The following is a 20,271-nucleotide window of genomic DNA, read 5'->3' as shown; positions in this document are numbered from 1 at the left end:
CCGCCAGGCTGTTTTTCTCGAATACGAAGAAGGTCGGCTCCGCGGCAGGCGGAGCCGACCTTTGTGGCCCGGCAGGGCACGTCTTCTACTTGATGCCTGGAAGCGCGGCGGGGGGCTTGCCGTTGAGGGGGTTCGGCAGGGCGCCGCCGAAGACGGGGGTCTTGACGATGCCCGACTTCTTCACGCCCTGCGCCGTCTGCTTGACGTTGTCGGCCAGTCCACCCGTCGGGATCTCGGCTGCGTTGGGGAGAGTGCGGGCGACCGTCTTCCCGTCCTCGACGAGGCCCTGCCCCGGCAGGTCCGCGGCAACAGCGGGAGCCCCGGCGCCGGCGATGGCCAGGGCGCCGGCCATGAGGGCGGCAGCCTTCAGATTCTTCATTGGGTTCCTTTCGATCTCGCTTCCGTCGGGCTAACGAGTGAAAGACACTGCGGGAAACTCCGGCGGTGACAAGTTCCCGGAATTCATACATCCTGAATGACCGTGCGGAATTTTTATCTGATTATTCGTCTGAAGGGGGCCGTGTTTCCGACACAGTTCACGCCCTCCCGGAAAAAGACGGATAAGCGGCTAGTGTTGCTTCACGGATCCGACGAATTTATGCCGAACCTGCGTTCACGCGATCAGCGACGGGTTCGGAATGTTTCTTCAGAAGGGAAGCCCTGGTCATGCGCATTCCCCTCGGTTCCGTCCCGCGCCGTGCGACGCGGTCCGCCGCACGCGAGCCGCACGTCCTGCACGTCACGCAGCCCGTCGAGGGCGGTGTCGCCCGGTTCGTGACGGACCTGGCGGCGGCACAGGTCGCCGCGGGGCTGCGTGTCACCGTGGCCTGCCCGAGAGGCGGCACGCTCACGGAGGCCCTGCGCGCGGCCGGCTGCAGGGTGCTGCCCTGGGACGCGACCCGCGCACCGGGGCCCCAACTCCCCGGTGAGGTGGGCAGGCTGGCCCGGCTGCTGCGCGAGGTGCGGCCCGACGTGGTGCATGCGCACAGCGCGAAGGCGGGGCTAGCGGCACGGCTCGCGGTGCGCGGCCGTCGCCCCACCGTCTTCCAGCCGCACGCCTGGTCGTTCGAGGCAGTGGACGGCGTCATGGCCCAAGCCGCCCTGCGCTGGGAGCAGTTCGGGGCGCGGTGGGCGACGCGCGTGCTGTGTGTGAGCGAGGCGGAGCGGCGTACCGGGGAGCAGAGCGGCATCACCGCCCACTGGCACGTGATTCCCAACGGAGTCGACACGAGCAGGTTCCGGCCGGAAGGGAGCATCGCCCGGCCCGGAGCGGGCCCACTCGTCGTATGCGTGGGACGGCTGTGCCGGCAGAAGGGCCAGGACGTGCTCCTGAAGGCGTGGCCCGCCGTCGTACGGCAGGAGCCCGCCGCCCGGCTGGTGCTGGTCGGCGACGGCCCCGACGCGGGCCGGCTGCGCGCGCTCGCGCCCGCCTCGGTGGAGTTCGCCGGTCCGGCGCCCGACGCCGCCCCCTGGTACCGGTCCGCCGACGTCGTGGTCCTGCCGTCCCGCTGGGAGGGCATGGCACTCGTCCCCCTGGAGGCCATGGCGTGTGCCCGGCCCGTCCTGGTCACGGACGTGGACGGGGCGCGCGAGAGCCTGCCGCCCGGGCATCTGCCGCACTGCCTGGTGCCGCCGGAGGACCCCGACATGCTGGCACGGGCGCTGACGGCGCTGCTGCGCCGCGGACCGCTGCGCGCGGCACTGGGCGCGCAGGGCCGCGCACACGTGCTCGCCGCCCACGACGTACAGCTGACCACGGACGCGGTGATCGACGTGTACCGCGAACTGCTCGGCACCGTCACCAAGCCGGTCCTGGTACCCACCCAGAGCAGGGAGTCCATCACCACATGACCGGGAGAGCACCGTTCCCCCCTCCGGCTGGGCGGTCCCGTTCGTACGGCCGGCGGGGAGCTGACCGCCGGTGAGCACTTCCCGGACGGCCGTGCCGCCGGCCGCGCTTCCGGCCGCGCTGCCCCTGGCGCCGGCGTTGCGCCGCGCCGCGCCGGTCCTGCCCGTCGTGGCGATCGTCGTCATGGTCGCGCTGCCGGTCGCCGCGGGCAGCAACGCCACAGTGGCCGATGCGGTGTCGGGTCTCGTCGTGCTGTGGGCCCTGCTGCGGGCCTCGCTGCGGGCACGGCGCCCGCTGACGGGGACGGCCGCGGTCGTCCTGGGGCTGCCGGTGGTGGGCATCGCGGTCGCCGCGGGCGGGGCGGTGACGCCCGGTGACGCCCTCACCGGACTGGCCCGGTACCTGCAGGTGTTCGTGCTCGTCCCGGTCGCGGTGGTGCTGCTGGTGCGGGACCGGCGCGACGCCCGGCTGGTGCTCTGGTCGCTGGTCGGGCTCGCGCTGTGGGAGGGCGCGATCGGGGTGCACCAGTACCTCACCGCAACCGGGGCCTCGTACCAGGGGGCCGACATCCGGGCGGTCGGCACCTTCGGGCCGTCCGATGTGATGGGGATGTCCACGGTCGTGGCGTTCGGACTGGTGGCCGCGACCGGGTTCGCCCTCAAGGCACGGGACCGGCGACAGCGGGTCGTGGCGGCCGCGTGCGCGCTGGTGCTGCTCGTGCCGCTCACGGTGTCCTTCAGCCGGGGTTCCTGGATCGCCACCGCCGTCGTGTGCGGGGCGCAGCTGCTGTCGGCCGGGGCGCGGCGTGCGGCGAAGGTGTGCGCGACGGTGGTCGCGGCCTCGGTGGTGCTGGTGGGCGGGTTCGGTGTGGGCACCGCGGCGCTGCAGGAACGTCTGACCAGCATCACCCGGGTCACCGACGCGCCGGACCAGTCCGTGATCGACCGCTACAGCCTCTGGGCGGCGGCCACCGGCATGTGGCGCGAACACCCCGTGACGGGCGTCGGGCTGAAGGCCTTCCCCGCGCACCGGGACGGGCACGCCTCGCTCGCGCTGTCCTCGGGCAGCGACACGGAGGGAGCGGGCCAGGGCTACCGGCGCCAGCCCCTGCTCTCACCGCACAACATGTATCTGCTGGTGCTCAGCGAGCAGGGACTGCTGGGCGCCCTCACGGTGGCCGGCAGCTGGCTGGCGCTGCTGGTCTGCGCGCTGAGACGGCTGCGGCGGGCCGAACGCGCGGCGGACTGTGCCGCCGCGGTCTGCGGGCTGCTGCTGTGGCAGCTCGTGGACTACCTGTACTCCGACATCGGCGGACCCACCACCGTCCTGACGGCCGTGGTCCTGGGGCTCGCCGGCTGGTGGGCCCTGGCCTCCGACACGGCGGACGCCACGGCCCTGGCCTCCGACACGGCGGACGCCACCGCCCGGGCCTCGTCGGAGGTCCCGGGATGAGAGCCACGCCCCCGGCCGCACAGGGCACCGACGCGCACACCTCGCCCGATCCGGGCACCGCGCACGGCGCCGGCGCGGCGGGTACCGGGGCCCACGCCCGCACCCCACGCGCCGTCGGGGGCGCCGTGGCGCAGGAGGCCTTCCCCGGGACGTCGGGCCGCTTCCTCGCGAAGGCGACGCTGCTCTCCGCCGTGCTGTCCGTGGCCGGATCGCTGCTCGGGCTCGGACGCGATCAGGCCCTGGCCGCCTTCTTCGGAGCCGGGGCGGAGACCGACGCCTTCCTGGTGGCGTGGACCGTGTCCGAGACGGCCGCGACGCTGCTGATCGACGCGGGGATGGCCTACGTGCTCGTACCCGCGTTCAGCCTGGCGCTGGCCCGGCGGGCGCGCGCCGCCGCCGGACACGACCCGGTGCGCGCACTGGTCGCCGCCTCCCTGCCGCGCCTGTTCCTGGGCCTCGCCGCCGCGGCCGCCGTACTCGTCGCCGGTGCGCCGCTGCTGGTCTCGCTCCTCGGCCCCGGCCTGGCCGACGCGTCCCTCGCCGTGGACTGCACCCGCCTGACCGCGACCACCGTGCTGACCTTCGGACTGGCCGGGTACTGCAGCGCGGCGCTGCGGGCGCACGGCTCGTTCCTCGTCCCCGCGGCGATCTCCGTCGCGCTCAACATCGCGGTCATCGCCACGGTGTACGGCCTCGGTGCACGCTGGGGCGTACGCTCCGCCGCGCTGGGCGTCGCCCTCGGCGGATGCCTGATGCTCGCGCTCCAGGGCCCGGTCCTGTGGCGCAGGATCTCCGCGGCGTTGCGTCCGCAGCAGCTGCCCGCGCACGCCGGGGACGACCGGCGGCCGCTGACGCCGGCCCTGGTGGTCTCGGTACTGCTGTTCGTGCTGTGCCGCCAGTCGCAGGTCTTCGTCGAGCGCCACTTCGCGTCCACACTGCCCGCCGGTGCCATCTCACACCTCAACTACGCCCAGAAAGTGGCGCAGTTGCCGATGTCGCTGTCGCTGATGGTGTGCGTGGTCACGTTCCCCGTGCTGGCGAGGGCCGTCGCCGAGGGCGATCTGCGGCGGGCCGCGGAGCGGACCGAGCAGGACCTGGTACTGGTGGGCTCGCTCGTGCTGCTGGGCACCGCCGTGGTCGTGGCCTGCGCGCCGTCTGTCGTCGAACTCCTCTTCCAGCACGGCGCGTTCACCGCCGCCGACACCGCCGCGACCGCCGCCACGATGCGGGTGTACGCGCTCGGGCTGCTCGGCCACGCGCTGGTGGGCGCGCTCGTGCGGTCGTACTTCTCGGCGGGCCTCGCCACCTGGTACCCGCTGGGCGCGATGGCCGCGGGCCTGGTCGTCAACATCGGCGCCGGTGCCGTGGCGGTGGGGAGCTGGGGCGCACCCGGCATCGCCGCGGCCAACGCCGCCGGGATCAGTCTCACCGCGCTGCTCCTGCTGCGCGGGCTGGGCACGCGCAGCGTGCCCGTACGCGTCCACCGGCTCGTCGCCGAACTGGCCAAACCGGTGGGCGCGGCCCTGTGCGCCGCAGGCGCCGGGGCCTTCTGCGCGCGGCCGTTCGCCTCGGCCCCGGCCGCCGTCGCCGTGGGCTGCGCGAGCGTGACCGCCGTCTTCGTCCCGCTGGTCTGGGCTCTCGACGTGGCAGGTGCCCGGTCGCTCCTGACCCGCGGCACGCACATGGTCCGACGCACCGTCACACGAGGTATGAGTCATGGTCGTTGACGTCCCCGTACCGTCCCCCCACACCGGCGAACCCGATCGCGAACGGATCGGCCGACAACGCCGGAAGCGGGGGCCCGCCGCCTGGATCGCCATGTACCACTCCGTCTCGGACCATCCCGAGGACCCGTACGACATCACCGTCTCGCCCGCCCGGCTCGACCGCCAGCTCGCCTGGCTGCGCCGCCGCGGTCTGCGCGGGGTCAGCGTGCGCGAGCTGCTCGCGGCCCGGGCACGGGGCGAGGAGCGCGGGCTCGTCGGTCTCACCTTCGACGACGGCTACGCCGACTTCGTCACGGAGGCGCTGCCCGTGCTCGGCCGCTGGCAGTGCGGCGCCACCGTGTTCGTGCTGCCCGGCCGGCTCGACGGCGAGAACGACTGGGACCCGCTCGGCCCGCGCAAACACCTCCTCGGCGCCGAGGGCATCCGCCGGGCCGCGGCGGCGGGCATCGAGATCGCCTCGCACGGCCTCACCCATGTCGACCTCACCCAGGCCGGCCCCGGCGAACTGCACGCCGAGGTCCAGCGCAGCCGTACCGTGCTGGCCGAACTCATCGACGCCGACGTCCAGGGGTTCTGCTACCCCTACGGCCGGGTCGACGCGCAGGCCCAGGCCGCCGTGCACCACGCCGGCTACGGCTACGCCTGCGCCATCGCTCCCGCGCCCGCCCACCTCGCCGGCGACTTCGCGCTGCCCCGGCTGCACATCGCACAGGCCGACACCCCGCTGCGCCTGGAGCTGAAACGACGCCTGGCCCGCAGCCGGACTCTGGGGGCACGGTGAGAGCCCTGCACGTCATCACCGGACTCGGTGTGGGCGGCGCGGAACAGCAACTGCGCCTGCTGCTACGGCACCTGCCCGTCCGGTGTGACGTGGTGACTCTGGCCAATCCCGGCCCGGTCGCCGAGGGACTGCGGGCCGACGGCGTCCACGTCACCCATCTGGGCATGCGCGGCAACCGCGACCTGGGCGCCCTGCCCCGCCTGGCCCGGCTGATCCGCGCCGGCGGCTACGACATCGTGCACACGCACCTGTACCGGGCCTGTGTGTACGGCCGGATCGCGGCGCGTCTGGCAGGGGTACGGGCCGTGGTGGCCACCGAGCACTCCCTGGGCGACTCCCAGATCGAGCGCCGCCGGCTGACGGCGGGCGTCCGGGCCCTGTACCTGGCCGCCGAACGCCTCGGCCGTGCCACCGTCGCCGTCTCGCCGACCGTGGCCGAACGGCTGCGCCGGTGGGGCGTCCCCGGCCCGCGCATCCGGGTGATCCCGAACGGCATCGACGCCTCCCTGTTCCGCTACGACGCGGCACGACGCAGCCAGGCCCGCGCGTTCCACGGGATTCCCCAGGACGCGTACGTCGTCGGCGGCCTCGGCCGGCTCGCCGCGGGCAAGCGCTTCGACCTGCTCGTCCGCGCGCTGGACCGGCTGCCCGGCGACGTACGGCTGCTGCTGGTCGGCGGCGGTTGCCAGGAGGAGGCGCTGCGGCGCACCGCGCACGCCCTGGGGGTCGCCGACCGGCTGGTGCTGACCGGCGAGCGGCCGTGTCTGCCGGCCCCCGGGGACCGCACGCCCGGCCTGCCCTCCCTGCTGTCCGCGATGGACGTGCTCGCCGCCCCCTCGGCCGAGGAGGCCTTCGGCCTGGCCGTGCTGGAGGGGCTCGCGGCCGGGCTCCCCGTGCTGTACACGACCTGCCCCGCCGTCGACGACCTGCCACCGCAGGCCGCGCCGGGCGCCCGGCGGGTCACGGGCGGCACCGATGCGTACGTCCGGGAGCTGCTGCGGCTGCGCGCGGCCGGACCCGGCGAACGTGCCGTCCCGGACGCCGTGCGGCACTACAGCATCGAGCGAACCGCCGGACAGCTGATGGACGTGTACACGGCCGTGCTGTCCGGCTCGAATCCGGAAGTGAGGTCCTGATGCCCGACAGCCCCCCGCCCCCCGTACGACCGCCCCGCCGGATGCTCGCGCGTGTCGCGCGACGGACGGTGTGGTGGCTGATCCCGGCCGGCGCGCTGCTCGGCGCGGCGGCCGGCGGCGCGTACGCGAAGGTGAACCCACCGCAGTACACGGCAACCAGCTACATCATCGCCGTACCGTTCGGGAGCAGGGCCGACTCGGCGACGGCACTCGGATACGCCCAGGGTTACGGCCGTGTGGTGACCGAACTCGCCGTGCTGGGGCAGGCGCAGACGCAGGCGGGGGTGCCGGTGGCGGAGCTGCGCAGAAGCGTGCAGGCCGCCACGTCACCCGACGCGCCGATGATCGAGATCACGGCGACCTCCGCGCGCCCCGCCCGGGCCGCCGTCGTCGCCAACGCCGTGTCCGGCGCGCTGACCGCCCAGGCCAACCGGACCCGGAAGGACACCGGCGTCGCCCTCGTCCGTCTCTCCCGCGCCGTGACACCCACCGAGCCGTCGTCGCCGTCCCCGGCGCTGTCCTCGCTCGTGGGTGCCGCCGCCGGAGGCCTGCTGGGCGGCCTCGCCCTGCTGGCCCGGCCGCGGCGGACGGCGGCCGACGACACAGGGCGCGCCCAGCTGCCGGCCCCGGCTCCCGCCGCCGACGCGCAGAAGGTGTTGTGACCAGGCCCGGCGGCGCGCTGTCGGTGGAGGTCTGCGCGGACGAGCAGGCCTTCGCCGAACTGGCGGGGGAGTGGGGGCGCCTGTACCGGGCCGGCCGGTCCGTGACGCCGTTCCAGAGTCACGCCTGGCTGCATTCGTGGTGGCTGTCCTACGGAACGCCGGGCAGCCTCCGGCTCGTCCTGGTGCGGGCGGACGGTGAACTGGTGGCCGTGGCACCGCTGATGCGCGTGCACCACCCGTGGCCGGCGCTGGTGCCGATCGGCGGCGCCATTTCCGACTTCTGCGACGTGCTCCTCGACGAGTCGGCCGCCGACCGGGCCGCGCCGGAACTGGCGGACGCCCTGGCCGACCTGGCCCGCACCGCCCTGGTCGACTTCCGCGAGGTGCGGCCGGGCAGCGCGGTGGAACTGGTCTACCAAGCCTGGCGGGGCCCGCGTCGGCGCCTGAGCGACTCCGAGTGCCTGGAGATTCCCGCCCTGCCCATGGAGCAGCTGGTCAAGCGGTTGCCCAAGGCGCGCGCTCAGCGGGTGCGCAACAAACAGAACAAGCTGAAGAAGCTCGGCGTGCAGTGGCGCACCGTGGATCACCACGAGACGGAGGCGGCGCTGCGCCGGATGCTGGACCTCCACCGGCTGCAGTGGCAGGGCCGGAAGGTGAACCCGGAGCATCTCCGGCCGCGCTTCTTCGACCACCTGGTCCGGTCGGTGGTTCCGCTGGCCCGGTGCGGTGAGGCCGTGGTGAAGGAGTTCCTGCTGGAGGACGAGGTCGTGGCCGTCGATCTGACCCTCCAGTCCCGGCGGCTGGCGGGGAAGTACCTGTACGGTGTCCACCCGCGGCTGCGGGAACGCAAGGTGGACGGTGTGACGATGATGCTGGTCGCGGCCGTCGACACCTTCACTCCCGAGGGCCCGGCGGTGCTGAGCCTGCTGCGCGGCAAGGAGCCGTACAAGTACCGCTGGCTTCCCGAGACCATCGTCAACCAGCGCTTCCTGCTGGCCCGTCGGCGCACCGCACCGCTGCTGGCGGCCGCCGTCTGCGCCGCCGGTGCCCGGGACGCGGGAAAGAAGCTCCTGCGCCGGGCCGATGCGGCCGGGTCCCCGGACCACCCGTAGCGCTCCCGTCACCCGCCACCGGGGGACGGGAGCAGTCACCCCCCACCGGGGACGGGAGCGCCGCCGGCCCGGCGGTGCCTCAGGTCCGGGCCGTTGGCCGGCCCGCACGGGCGGGGTGCGGCGGGGCCGCCGGCGTCGGTGTCGGGTTCGGCGTGGGCTGCGGCTCGGACGGTGGGGTGGGCGACGGTGAGGCGGGGACCGACGGCTGCGGCGCGGGACCCGACGTACGACCGGACAGCGCCGCCCGGTAGATGGCGGACGACCGGGGATTGGCCGAGCACAGCCACACGCCGTGCGGGCAGTAGTCGGTGATCGACTGGTAGAGCGGCTTGTGCTCGTCCATCCACGCGAGCATGCGCAGCATGTACGTCGCGTTGTCGCCGTTGCGGAACAGACCCCACTCGGGATACGAGAACGGCTTGCCGTGCGTCTTCGCGAAGTCGACCTGGTACTGCAGGCCGTAGGGCTCGGACACCTGCGTGTCGAACGTGACGCCCTCGGGCTGGTCGTAGGAGTCCATGCCGATGATGTCGACGACGTCGTCACCGGGATAGCACTGCGGCCACGGAACCGCGTCCACGCCGCGGTTCGGGGTGAAGTCGAACCTGAACCTCTGCCCGGGCACCGAGCGCATGACGGTGACGATGCGCCGCCAGTACGTCTTCCAGTCGGCCGGGTCGGGGCCGCAGCGGTGGGTGTAGGTGATGCCGTTCATCTCCCAGCCGGGCACGAGGACCGTGTCCGGCACCCCCAGGGCGACGAGGCGCTCGGCGAGCACCCGGAAGTGCTGGTCGAACTCGCCCGCCGCGGCCCGTTGCAGCAACTGCCTGACCTCGGTGTCCGGCAGGTGCTCCTCGTTGCGTTCCATCATCGGGACGTTGACCACCAGGAGCCGGTCGCCCTGGGCGCGCCGCCATGCGGCCCAGCTGTCGAGGAACTCGTGAGCGCCCTCGATGTTGCTCCACAGGTCCCCCGGCAGGTACGTGTGGCCCACGCGCACCTCGGCGTGGTCGAGCCAGTCGCTGAGGCCCTGGATCTGCCGCACGCCGAGGGGCCCGTAGTTCAGGTAGGCGCCGAGCGCGGGCGGGTGCGCCGCTCCCGGGGGGCCCGCCGCCCCGTCCGCCGGGCATGCCGAAGGGAGGGGACCGGCGGGCACTGCCTTCGGGGACACGGTCGGCGGCGTGGACCCCGCGACCGGTGCGCAGTGTCGCTCGACCAGGTTCGCCGCGGTGTCGCCTTTGAGGATCGGGCTGGGAATGAAAGCCGCCGCCGCGCACAGCCCGGCGGCGATGAACGCCACTCCCTTCAGGGATCGACGGCACTCGGGCATCATTCCCCACTCCTTTGGTGCGGCTGTGTCCCAACTGGCGGGACACAGCCATATATACGCTCATTGCACCAATGGAGTCGGACGGCTCGACGCTGATCGGCCACAAGGATGACCGGCGGGTGCCGGGCGTGACCCGTCCGGCACCCGGTTTCCTACTGACGGGCCGCGGCCCGGCCTCGCCGGTACAGGATTGTTCCGGCGGCCAGCAGCGCCGCGCCGGCGGCCCCGGCTCCGATGGTGCCCTCGGCGCCGGTGTGGGCCAGGTGATGGTGCTTGTGGTGGTGCGGCGGCGGGACGTGCCGGTGCGGCGGCTTGGGGTGCTCGTGTGGCTTGTGAATCGGCTTCACCGGGTGGTGGCGGTGCGGAGGCGGGGTCTCCTCCTCGCCGTAGCAGCCGCAGTGCTCGTCGTCGCCGTAGTCGGACTTGCCGTAGCTGGAGTCGTCGTCGCCGTAGCTCCCGGACTTGCCGTGACTGGAGTCGTCGTCGCCGTAGCTCCCGGACTTGCCGTGACTGGAGTCGTCGTCGCCGTAGCTCCCGGACTTGCCGTGACTGGAGTCGTCGTCACCGTAGTTGCCGGACTTGCCGTAGCTCGACTCGTCGTCGCCGCCGCGGGAGGCCTTGTGGCTCGGCTCGTCGTCGCCGTAGTCGCCGCCCCCGGAGGAACGCGAATCACTCGGTTCGGCCACCGGGGCGGAGGCCTCCGGGGCCATCAACCTGGCCTCCCTTTGCGCCGTCCGAACGGCGTCCTGGACCTGCTCGATCGCCCTCACGGCGCTTGCCATACCCGGGAAATCCTCATCGGCGTCGTCGGCCGTGTAGGCCGACGGCGCGGAGGCGCGTGAGTCCGTCGTCGTCGCATACGGATCGGAGTCCGCGAACGCCCATGGACTGCACAGAGACAGGGCGCCTGTCGCGGCTGCGGCCACGACCAATCCCTTGCTCAGGGTCTGTCGCACTCTCGTTGTCTTCCTCTCAGGGGAAATCAGAAGCCGGCCACGGGGCCCGACGGAGGGGCTTCACGCGTGCCACGACCTGCAGACTGTGAACGAGATATGGACGCCCGGAGAAACCGGAAGACGTGTAATGCCGGGTAATTCACCCGAATGCCACTCTTGTGCTGCCCGAAGGGCTCATCCGCCGTACAGTGCCTCGACCTGCTCCGCATACGCGCTCGCCACGGCCTGGCGCTTGACCTTCAGCGACGGGGTCAGCAGCCCGTTCTCCTCGGTGAACTCGCCCTCGACCAGCGCGAAGGCGCGGATCGACTCGGCGCGTGAGACGGCCTCGTTGGCGTGGTCCACGGCTCGCTGCACATCGGCGCGCATCCGTGGATCCCGGACCACATCCGACATCGGTGTGTCCGCGGGCAGCTTGCGGACCGACAGCCAGTGGGCCACCGCTTCCGGGTCGAGGGTGATGAGGGCCGCCACGAAGGGGCGCCTGTCGCCGACGACGAGGCACTGGCCGATGGGCGGGCGGCTGCGCAGCCGGTCCTCCAGGACGGCCGGGGAGACGTTCTTGCCGCCGGAGGTGATGAGGATGTCCTTCTTGCGGCCGGTGATGGTGAGATAGCCGTCGCCGTCGAGGGAGCCGAGGTCACCGGTGGCGAACCAGCCGTCGGTCAGCGCCGCGTCCGTCGCCGCCGGGTTGTTCCAGTACCCCCCGAACACGACCGCGCCCCTGACGAGGACCTCCCCGTCGTCGGCGATGCGGACCGCGGTGCCCGGGACCGGAAGGCCGACCGTGCCCGGGCGGGGCCCCAGCGGCGGGACGATGGTGGCGGCGGCGGTGGTCTCGGTCAGGCCGTAGCCCTCGTAGACGACGATCCCGGCCGCGTAGAAGAAGAGACCGAGGTCGCGGTCGAGCGGGGAGCCGCCGCTGATGGCGTAGCGCATCCGGCCGCCGAGCTCCTTGCGGATGCGCCGGTAGACCAGCAGGTCGTACAGCGCCCAGGCCGCGTACAGACCGATCCCCGGGCCCTTGCCCGTACCGAGGAACTTGTTCAGGTACGCCTCCCCGAAACGCACCCCGATGCGGTCCGCCCGGTCGAAGGAGGCACCCCGGCCGATCCTCTCGGCGGTGGCGCGCCCGGTGTCGTGGATCTTCTCGAAGAGGTACGGCACACCGACCAGGAAGGTGGGGCGGAACTCCTTCAGCATCGGCCGCAGTTCGTCCGGTCTGACACTCGGGCAGTGGCCCAGCTCGATGCGGGCCAGCAGGCACGCGATCTGCAGGGTGCGGCCCAGGATGTGCGCGAGCGGCAGGAAGAGGAGGGTCGAGGCGACCTGGCCGGTGACCTCCTTGAAGACCGGGTGGAGCAGCTCGACCGTGTTGGCGGCCTCGGCGTACAGGTGGGCGTGGGTGAGCACGCAGCCCTTGGGCCGGCCGGTGGTGCCGGAGGTGTAGCAGATCGTGGCCACCGTGTCGGGCGTCAGCGCCGTACGGCGCTTGGTGACCTCCTCCTCTGGGACATCCCGGCCCAGGGCGACGAGCTCGGGCAATGCCTGCGCGTCGAGCCGCCAGACGCGCGGGGGTTCGGGGTGGCCGGCCGTGCCGGCGGCGACCGTCCCGGCGTTCCCGGCGGTCTCGGCGACGACGAAGCGGGCGCCGGAGTCGCGCACGATCCACTCGACCTGCTCGGCGGAAGAGGTGGCGTACACCGGGACGACCTGCCCGCCGGCGGCCCAGATCGCGAAGTCCAGGACCGTCCACTCGTAGCGGGTGCGGGACATCACGGCGACGCGGCCTCCGGGTTCGAGACCGGCCGCGATCAGCCCCTTGGCGACGGCGGCGACCTCGTGGGCGAAGGCCGCGGCGGTCACCCGACGCCAGGTGCCGTGCTCCCGGCGGCGCAGGACCACCGCGTCGGGCGCCTCCTGCGCGTTGGTGAACGGGATGCCGGCGATGCCGCCGCCGGGGCCGCGGGGCGCCAGCGGAGCGGTACGGACCTCGCGCACCGTGCCGCTCTCGTCCCGGACCAGCTCGATGCGGGCACGCGCCGCCAGGTCGGTGCGCTGCCGAGCCCGTTTCAGATCCCTGCGTACGCCCATGACGGCTCCCCGCTGGCGGCTCGGCTGACGCGGACTTACCGAAAAGTCAACTTACTCGTGCGTAGCGGATGGTCAATGGGTCCGGCGTGCGGAAGTCGTGCCCCGAATGGACCGGTGGTTCACCGGAACGCCCTCGATCGGTTGCGGGGGGCGGTGGGCGATTTCACGGTGGGCACAAGATCCCGCTCACCCAGCGAAAGGAACGTTCATGGGGGTTCCACCCGTTCGGCGCATCGCGTCCATCGCACTCAGCGCCGTCCTTCTGGCCGGTGTCGCCGGTCCGGCCGCCTTCGCGGCCGACTCCACCCCGGAGCGCACACAGACCGTGGCCCAAGCGCCCGTCCCCGGTGCGGACAAACTCCTCACGCACGTCAGCAGCCTCGGCCACTTCGGGACCGTGCTCCAGCCGGTCAGCACACTGCTCGACACCGTGCTCAAGGCCGACAAGGGCCGGCTCTCCCCCGATCAGGCCACCAAGCTCGTCCGGGCCGCCAAGGACGCCGTCGCCAAGGCGGCCACGGAGGCGCCGGCCCCCTCGATGCCCAACTCCGGCGGCTCGGGGGCCTCGGGCCCGCTGTCCCCGCACGGAAAGACCACCGGCGCCACCGCGGCGCGCACCGACAGCGTGAGCGACGCGCAAGCCACCCTCAACATGGCGCTGGACACCCTGCAGAAGGCCACCACCTCCGGCGACGACGACCAGGTCACCGGAGCCGTCCACGGAGTCCTGTCCGGCCTCCTCGGCCTCCTCACCTCGCTGCTGGGCCTGTAGGGCCCCTCTGCCGGATCCCGCCGGGATCGGCCCGGCTTGGAAGGCTCCGCCACTCGAACCCGGGCTGATCCGGAGGGAGGGGCCTGGGGGGCGGCCTGTCCGGTCCCGGCCGGGTCTGGGGGCCTGTCGGGGGCGGCGCCGGATGTCCATGCGCCGCCGGAAGCACCGGCGGCGACACGGCACACTCACCCGGGCGTCCGCCGATCGTGTGGAGCGCCGGCCGCTCTGCACCGGTCGGGTGAGCCGCCGGCCGGGCCGTCCCGCGGGGTGCCGATAAGGTCACGCGGTGACCTCGACCTCCGGCGACACGCGCCCCTTCCGCACCGCCGGCCAGGGCGGTCCCGCCCGGCCGGGCCCGATGCTCCCGCTCCGGCCGGCGGCGGGCCGGGCGGTCGTCCCCACGCCGTCCCGGCACGCCCGGTACGGCACCACCCCGCCGCCACGGCCGGCCCCGTACCCGGGCGCCGTTCTCCCGGCCCTCGGACCGGGTGCCTGATGGCGTCGGCGCAGCCGCCCCCGGCGGTGGGAGGCAGCCGTGGTTTCGCGCTCCTCCTCGTCATCACGGGCGCGGCCGGGCTGCTGGCCTCCTGGGTCATCACCCTCGACAAGTTCAAGCTGCTCGAGAACCCGAACTTCAAGCCCGGGTGCAGCCTGAACCCGGTGGTGTCCTGCGGCAGTGTCATGAAGAGCGCCCAGGCCTCGGTCTTCGGCTTCCCCAACCCGATGCTGGGCCTGGTCGCGTACGGCATCGTGATCTGCGTGGGCATGAGCCTGCTGGCCGGTGCCGCCTTCCCCCGCTGGTACTGGCTGACCTTCGACGCGGGCTGTCTGTTCGGGGTCGGGTTCGTCTCGTGGCTGCAGTTCGAGTCGCTGTACCGGATCAACGCCCTGTGCCTGTGGTGCTGTCTGGCATGGGTCGCCACGATCGTCATGTTCTGGTACGTCACCTCGTTCGCCGTACGACACCGCTTCCTGCCCGCGCCCGCTCCGGTGCGGGCATTCTTCGCGGAGTTCACCTGGGCGCTGCCGCTGCTGCACACCGGAGTCGTCGGCATGCTGATTCTCACCCGCTGGTGGGATTTCTGGACCAGCTGAGCACTCCTGAGCCCCTGCGCTCCGGAGCCGCTCCGCCGCGCATTCGTCACCGGTCCGGCCGCACTGCGGTGACCGGGAGGGCCGTCCGTCGGTTACCGCTTCGGACACCTGACCGGACGAGGAGTGAACGATGGTTCCAGACGTCGACGGAGCGCCGGTGGGCGAGCAGCGCGGAACACCGGCCGCGGGCGGAGCGCGGCCACGGGGGAGCACCCGGCGGGAGGTGACGCGGAGGCTGCTCGCCTCGGCCGTCGGCGTCGGGCTCGTCCCGGTGGCCGCGGCCTGTGAGCGGCGCCCGAGCGCCCAGGACGACGGCCGCCGGAGCGACGCCTTCGACGAGACCTACCGCGGGCGCCACATCCGCGGCATCGAGGTCCACACCGGCCGCCGGGCCGCCGCAGGCCGGTGGCGGGTCACCATCGACGGCCGCCCGCTGCACCTGATGCGCCGCGCCGACGGCAGCTGGCTGAGCATGGTCGACCACTACCGCTCGTACCCGACCCCGCTCGCCGCGGCCCGCGCCGCGGTCGACGAACTGGGCCCCGACGGGCAACTGCGCGACCTGGCACCGGGCCCGATGGGCGGAGCGCCGACGCACGGAGGAGGCGAGCATGGCGTACACGCGTAAGAACGTCAGCAAGCTGACCCGCAGCGAGCGGCGACGGTTCGTGGAAGCCCTGCTGAAGATCAAACGGCGCGGTGAGTACGACGAATTCGTGCGCATGCACATGGAGTACAACTCCCCCGACGGCGAACGCGGGCTGCGCACCGCCCACATGGCGCCCTCCTTCCTGCCCTGGCACCGCAAGCTCCTGCTGGAGCTGGAGCGGGCGCTGCGCCGGGTGGACGGGTCGGTGACGGTGCCGTACTGGGACTGGACCCGCGACCGCACGGCCACCTCCCTGCCGTGGACCGACGATCTGATGGGCGGCAACGGGCGGCGCTCGGACCGGCAGGTGATGACCGGCCCGTTCGCCCACCGCGCGGGCCACTGGACGATCAACGAGAACGTGACCGACGTGGAGTACCTCACCCGCGACCTGGGCCACCACAGCAACCCGATCCAGCTGCCGACCGTCCATGACCTGGAGACGGCACTGGCCGATCCGGTGTACGACACCGCGCCCTGGAACTCGACGGTCACCAAGGGGTTCCGCAACAAGCTGGAGGGGTGGGGACCGGGCCGGGGCAGCGCCTCCTGGCGAAACCACAACCGGGTGCACCGCTGGATCGGCGGGGTGATGGTCGGTGGCGCCTCCCCCAACGACCCCGTCTTCTGGCTGCACCACTCCTTCGTCGACCTGCAGTGGACCCGCTGGCAGCGGCGGCACCGCGACCACCGCTACCTTCCGGCCGAGCAGCCCGGCCCGCGCGATGCCCAGCACGGCCGGATCGTGGCCCGGCACCAGCGGCTGCCGCCGTGGGACGTGACCCCCGACCAACTGGAGGACATGAGCAGGATCTACCGGTACGAGTGAGTGCCGGCTCCGGGAAGGCGCGCCACGGGAAGAGCTCCGCTGCACGAGGTGCCGGCGCTCTTCTCCGTGTGCCGTGAACCCGCGTCGCTCGCTTCGCCGTTCGAGGTGTCACACGTCCCGCTGAAAAGCCGGCGACACGGCAACCGCCGCTCGCGCACGGCTCTCCCGTGATCAAGTCTGAGTCTTCTGCGAAGGAGACGCCCCCGTGCGAATTTCTGACATTCAGCGCTGCGAAGTCCGGCCCGGACGCCTCGTCGAGTGGACGTACAGTCCGGCGACGGTCGCGACCGCGGCAGCGCAGCCACCGGATCCGCGGCCGCCGGCGTACATCCAGGAGTCGCACATCAGAACCGCGCGCTCGGTGCGCGAGGACGGTCTGTTCGTGCCGACCTGGATCGGCACGGCGTTCGATCTGCCGGGCCGTGCCGACCTCGACGCGCTGGAACAGGCGTTGCGCGGCTGGACGCTGCGGCACGAGACGCTGCGCAGCGGCTTCAGGTGGGCCGGCGACGACATGCACCGGTTCACGCTCGACGAGGACGACGTGACCCTGCGCCGCGAGGTGGTCGGCGACTTCGCCGACGCGGACACGCTGGTCCGTTACCTGCAGGACCGATTCGACGTCGCTGCGGACGCGCTCGGCTGGCCGAACCTGATCTATGCGGCCGTCGTGCGCGAGGACTCCACCAGCGTGTACCTGGCGTTCGACCACACCAACGTCGACGCCTACTCCCTCTACCGCATCCCGGACGAGATCCACGAGTTGTACCTCGCGGGCGTCACGGGCCGGCCCATGTCCGGTACGCGCGTGGGCAGTTACGTCGACTTCTGCGAGCAGGAACGGGCGAACGCGGACGACATCGACGACACCCACGCGATCGTCGCCCGCTGGCGGGAGTTCATCGCCCGCTGCGGCGGGAAGCTCCCGGACTTCCCCGTCGACCTCGGACTGCGGCCCGGTGGCGTACTGCCCACCCAGAAGCTCCTGCGCGAGCCGCTCGTCGACGCGGACGCCGCCGCCGCGTTCGAGACGTACTGCCGGCCCTACGGCGGCAGCATGGTGGGGATTCTGGCCGCGACCAGCCTTCTCGTGCACCAGCTCGGCGGGCAGCCGGTCTACCGGACGGTGGTGCCGTTCCACACCCGGGTGAAATCGGCGTGGTCGGACTCCGTGGGCTGGTACGTCGGCGGCGCACCGATCGAAGTGCCCGCGGCACGGGACTTCGAGGGCGCGCTCGCCGCGGTCCGCGCCGAGTTGCAGGCCAACCGGTCGCTGGCGCGTATTCCGCTGGCGCGCGTACTGCGCCTGCTCGGCGCGGACTTCCGCCCGACGTCGCCGGACATGTACTCGATCGTCTCGTATGCGGACGCCCGCCTCGTGCCCGGCGCGGCCCAGTGGACCGAGCAGAAGGCGTACGGGCTGATCCGGGTGTCGTACGGCGACCAGGTGTGCGCCTGGATCACCCGTCTGCACGAGGGCCTGTGGTTCGCCTGCCGCTACCCGGACACCGACGTCGCGTACAAGAACATGCGCCTTTACATCGAGGGTTTGCGGGACCTCGTGGTGTCCGTACCGGCGGATCGCCGTCATCGGACCGTGGAACCGACATTCTCGTAATACCGGGGGCGCGTCTTTCTCTCCACGGACAACTGCCCTTTTCACGTTCCGTGTTGGCGTGCCCAATGCCAATCCGGCCCGATGCGGCGTCAGTTGCCGTTCCCCGGAAGAGCCCGAGCGCTCATGTCCCCTTTTAGACACGGATATCCACCAAAGTGGAATACGGCACTTGGCTACTGGTAGTGTTCGTTAAGTCACGGTAGGCAATCAGCCTCGACGTCAGCAATACGTCAAGCAATGAAGAACCGAGGGTTCCATGCGCAAGCTTCAGCAGGTCGTGATCGCAGCAGTGGCGGCGGCCGGCGGTCTCTCCGCCATCGGTGCCGGCGCCGGTACCGCCTACGCTCATGGCAGGGGTGGGCTTGAGGTGAACGACCTCTACCGCCCGTACCAGGAGTGCAGCCCGCAGACGGTGGCCGAGAACGACATCCCGATCGGCGTGCTCGGGCTTGCCCAGACCCTGGACACCACCTGCGGCCAGTTCAACAACGCTTTCTCTGGCTGAGGTCGACGGCGTCATCACCTGCGACGCCCGCGGAACCCTTCGGGTCACTCCCCGAAGGGTTCCCTTCACGCCCGGCCGGTTGCCCGGTGCTCGAAGACGACGACAGGGCGAAGCCGGGGGCCGGCGCGGACGGTTGGCGGCGCACGGTGCCCGGCGCCCCTCACAAAGGAATCCCAGCACATGTTCAGCACGAAGAAGATCGCGGCCGTCTCGGGGCTCATCGGCGGCCTCGCCGTGACCTGCGCCGGTGTGGCCCAGGCGCACACCGTCCGGGGCCCGGGTACGTGCACCCGCGACATCCTGGGCAACACCACCTGTGTTCAGCGGATCGAAGGTGAGATCCCCGAGAACGGTCAGATCCCGCACTACGACAACTGCCTGCCGACGCAGCCCTTCACCGTTCCCGCCGCCCTGGGAGGCGGGTCGATGCGGATCGGGCCCCAGGTGACCTGTTCCAACACGACGTCGGGAGCGCCCGACAAGGCTGACGGAGGGAAGGAGTTTTCCGGTCTGTTCTGAGTCTTGAGAGCGGAACCCTTCGGCGCGTGCCGTGTGGTGAGCCGACACGACGTATGGAGCGAAGATCCCAAATTGCTACGGACTGTGTGTATAAGCTCACAGCAAGTAGTCAAACCAGGGCTGTCCGCCCGGGTAAGAAAGGGTCAACCATGCGTAAGTTTCAGCGTGCTGCGGTCGTAGCGGCGGTCGTTGCGGGGCTGTCCACCCTTGGTGTCGGCGTCAGCTTCGCCGGTGGCCAGGACGACGAGGACGTCGCTCCCCCGTCGATCACCGCGGTGGCCAACTCGTCGGCCAACGCCGTGGCCACGTGGGGTGGTTACAACGAGGAGAAGAAGGGTGAGCACAAGGAGGGCGGGGAAGAGGGCTACGGCCAGTACGCCGCTCCGGGTGACGCCAAGTAATACAGAACGATAGGCACATCGTACGAACTTGGACGCTCCTGTCCCGGACCAACTCGGCTTGTTCACCGGTGTGCTGAGTAACACCCCATGCGAAGGCAGCCCGGACGCGCGACAGATCCCCCAGGGAGCGCGTCCGGGCTGCGCCAATGTCGGCGCCGACTCGTCTCCTGCAGTCAATTGCAAAGGAACGCAACACATGTTCACTCGACAGAAGGTCGCCACCATTTCGGGTCTCGTCGGAAGTCTCGCCGTGATCTGCGCCGGTGTCGCACAGGCGCACGCCGATGAACCCGGGGGCGAATGCAGGAACACCGCCACGGGCGGCGTCGTCTGCATGCGCAAGAGCGACACCCGCATCGACCACCGCGGCAAGCACTTCATCGACCAGACACAGGATTGTTCGATGGCCGACCGGCCCCGCATGGTGTTTCCCGACGACGAACTGCTGCACGGCGGAACCGCGAACGTCGGGGCGGTGGTGGACTGCTCCAACCATGCGAAGCTGCCCAAGGGCTTCAAGAGGCCTCGGTTCGACAAGCCTCGCATCGCGTTCTGAGGGGCGACCGGCGCACGCCGGACCGGGATCTTTCCCGGTCCGGCTTTTCCGTTTTACGGCCCCTTGTTTCGGCTTTCTGATCCGGTGTGACCGCTTGCTGGTCCGACGTTCCGGTTCTGGCTTGCCGGCCCGGCATTTCGGCTTCCTGGTCCGGTGTTTCGGCCTCCCGGGGGAGCGGAACCGGCCGCCGACATGGCCGTCCCCGGTGTCCCGGCCACAGGCCGGGAC

At 71.8% G+C, this 20,271-nt stretch carries 21 protein-coding genes; 17 read left to right on the top strand and 4 right to left on the bottom strand.

Translation table 11 applies throughout. The features are described from left to right. Window positions 1-85 precede the first annotated feature (85 nt). Window positions 86-379: a hypothetical protein gene (locus ACWGJ5_RS45520; RefSeq protein WP_453315475.1), complete on the bottom strand. Its 294-nt coding sequence runs from the start codon at window positions 377-379 to the stop codon at window positions 86-88. Window positions 380-666: 287 nt separating this feature from the next. Between ACWGJ5_RS45520 and ACWGJ5_RS45515 the strand changes: the two genes are divergently transcribed. From ACWGJ5_RS45515 to ACWGJ5_RS45485, 7 genes are all read left to right on the top strand, one after another. Continuing rightward, the gene (locus ACWGJ5_RS45515; RefSeq protein WP_453315474.1) at window positions 667-1,851 is read left to right on the top strand and encodes a glycosyltransferase family 4 protein; all 1,185 of its coding nucleotides are present in this window, start codon (window positions 667-669) and stop codon (window positions 1,849-1,851) included. A 70-nt stretch (window positions 1,852-1,921) separates the two neighbouring features. Then, on the top strand, window positions 1,922-3,301 hold the full coding sequence (locus ACWGJ5_RS45510; protein WP_453315473.1) for an O-antigen ligase family protein: 1,380 nt from the start codon (window positions 1,922-1,924) through the stop codon (window positions 3,299-3,301). Further along, window positions 3,298-5,028, top strand: coding sequence for a lipid II flippase MurJ (locus ACWGJ5_RS45505; RefSeq protein ID WP_453315472.1), 1,731 nt, complete (start codon window positions 3,298-3,300; stop codon window positions 5,026-5,028). Before ACWGJ5_RS45510 ends, ACWGJ5_RS45505 begins: the two co-directional genes overlap by 4 nt. Next, complete coding sequence (locus ACWGJ5_RS45500; protein ID WP_453315471.1) at window positions 5,018-5,809, top strand: polysaccharide deacetylase family protein; 792 nt, start codon at window positions 5,018-5,020, stop codon at window positions 5,807-5,809. The genes ACWGJ5_RS45505 and ACWGJ5_RS45500 overlap by 11 nt, the downstream gene beginning before the upstream one ends. After that, window positions 5,806-6,945 (top strand): glycosyltransferase, encoded by a 1,140-nt coding sequence (locus ACWGJ5_RS45495; protein WP_453315470.1) that lies wholly within the window; start codon window positions 5,806-5,808, stop codon window positions 6,943-6,945. The genes ACWGJ5_RS45500 and ACWGJ5_RS45495 overlap by 4 nt, the downstream gene beginning before the upstream one ends. Next, window positions 6,945-7,607 carry a lipopolysaccharide biosynthesis protein gene (locus tag ACWGJ5_RS45490; RefSeq protein WP_453315469.1) on the top strand — a complete coding sequence of 221 codons (663 nt, stop codon included), beginning with the start codon at window positions 6,945-6,947 and terminating at the stop codon, window positions 7,605-7,607. Before ACWGJ5_RS45495 ends, ACWGJ5_RS45490 begins: the two co-directional genes overlap by 1 nt. Beyond that, a complete protein-coding gene (locus ACWGJ5_RS45485; protein WP_453315468.1) occupies window positions 7,604-8,719 on the top strand; it encodes a GNAT family N-acetyltransferase in 1,116 nt (371 codons plus the stop codon). The genes ACWGJ5_RS45490 and ACWGJ5_RS45485 overlap by 4 nt, the downstream gene beginning before the upstream one ends. Before the next feature lie 79 nt (window positions 8,720-8,798). Here ACWGJ5_RS45485 and ACWGJ5_RS45480 read toward each other — a convergent pair whose 3' ends face one another. From ACWGJ5_RS45480 to ACWGJ5_RS45470, 3 genes are all read right to left on the bottom strand, one after another. Then, on the bottom strand, window positions 8,799-10,052 hold the full coding sequence (locus ACWGJ5_RS45480; protein ID WP_453315467.1) for a glycoside hydrolase family 26 protein: 1,254 nt from the start codon (window positions 10,050-10,052) through the stop codon (window positions 8,799-8,801). Window positions 10,053-10,201: 149 nt separating this feature from the next. Next, complete coding sequence (locus ACWGJ5_RS45475) at window positions 10,202-10,831, bottom strand: LPXTG cell wall anchor domain-containing protein (RefSeq protein WP_453315466.1); 630 nt, start codon at window positions 10,829-10,831, stop codon at window positions 10,202-10,204. Between the two features lie 348 nt (window positions 10,832-11,179). Beyond that, complete coding sequence (locus tag ACWGJ5_RS45470; RefSeq protein WP_453315465.1) at window positions 11,180-13,099, bottom strand: AMP-dependent synthetase/ligase; 1,920 nt, start codon at window positions 13,097-13,099, stop codon at window positions 11,180-11,182. Window positions 13,100-13,307: 208 nt separating this feature from the next. Here ACWGJ5_RS45470 and ACWGJ5_RS45465 point away from each other — a divergent pair, with 208 nt between their 5' ends. From ACWGJ5_RS45465 to ACWGJ5_RS45420, 10 genes are all read left to right on the top strand, one after another. Beyond that, a complete protein-coding gene (locus ACWGJ5_RS45465; RefSeq protein WP_453315464.1) occupies window positions 13,308-13,871 on the top strand; it encodes a hypothetical protein in 564 nt (187 codons plus the stop codon). A 286-nt stretch (window positions 13,872-14,157) separates the two neighbouring features. After that, the gene (locus ACWGJ5_RS45460) at window positions 14,158-14,367 is read left to right on the top strand and encodes a hypothetical protein (protein WP_453315463.1); all 210 of its coding nucleotides are present in this window, start codon (window positions 14,158-14,160) and stop codon (window positions 14,365-14,367) included. Then, the gene (locus ACWGJ5_RS45455) at window positions 14,367-14,966 is read left to right on the top strand and encodes a vitamin K epoxide reductase family protein (RefSeq protein WP_453315462.1); all 600 of its coding nucleotides are present in this window, start codon (window positions 14,367-14,369) and stop codon (window positions 14,964-14,966) included. Before ACWGJ5_RS45460 ends, ACWGJ5_RS45455 begins: the two co-directional genes overlap by 1 nt. Window positions 14,967-15,096: 130 nt before the next feature. After that, window positions 15,097-15,594, top strand: a complete 498-nt coding sequence (locus tag ACWGJ5_RS45450) for a tyrosinase family oxidase copper chaperone (RefSeq protein WP_453315461.1) — start codon at window positions 15,097-15,099, stop codon at window positions 15,592-15,594. After that, window positions 15,578-16,444: a tyrosinase family protein gene (locus ACWGJ5_RS45445; RefSeq protein ID WP_453315460.1), complete on the top strand. Its 867-nt coding sequence runs from the start codon at window positions 15,578-15,580 to the stop codon at window positions 16,442-16,444. The genes ACWGJ5_RS45450 and ACWGJ5_RS45445 overlap by 17 nt, the downstream gene beginning before the upstream one ends. A gap of 205 nt (window positions 16,445-16,649) precedes the next feature. Beyond that, window positions 16,650-18,062: a condensation domain-containing protein gene (locus ACWGJ5_RS45440; protein WP_453315459.1), complete on the top strand. Its 1,413-nt coding sequence runs from the start codon at window positions 16,650-16,652 to the stop codon at window positions 18,060-18,062. 256 nt (window positions 18,063-18,318) lie between these two features. Further along, window positions 18,319-18,567, top strand: coding sequence for a hypothetical protein (locus ACWGJ5_RS45435; RefSeq protein ID WP_228621720.1), 249 nt, complete (start codon window positions 18,319-18,321; stop codon window positions 18,565-18,567). Between the two features lie 180 nt (window positions 18,568-18,747). Next, window positions 18,748-19,086: a hypothetical protein gene (locus ACWGJ5_RS45430; RefSeq protein ID WP_453315458.1), complete on the top strand. Its 339-nt coding sequence runs from the start codon at window positions 18,748-18,750 to the stop codon at window positions 19,084-19,086. A 149-nt stretch (window positions 19,087-19,235) separates the two neighbouring features. Next, window positions 19,236-19,487, top strand: a complete 252-nt coding sequence (locus tag ACWGJ5_RS45425; RefSeq protein ID WP_453315457.1) for a hypothetical protein — start codon at window positions 19,236-19,238, stop codon at window positions 19,485-19,487. A gap of 196 nt (window positions 19,488-19,683) precedes the next feature. After that, the gene (locus ACWGJ5_RS45420) at window positions 19,684-20,043 is read left to right on the top strand and encodes a hypothetical protein (protein ID WP_453315456.1); all 360 of its coding nucleotides are present in this window, start codon (window positions 19,684-19,686) and stop codon (window positions 20,041-20,043) included. The last annotated feature ends 228 nt before the right edge of the window (window positions 20,044-20,271 follow it).

The organism is Streptomyces sp. NPDC054783, assembly GCF_053611725.1.
This window is presented reverse-complemented; position numbering and strand designations above follow the sequence as displayed.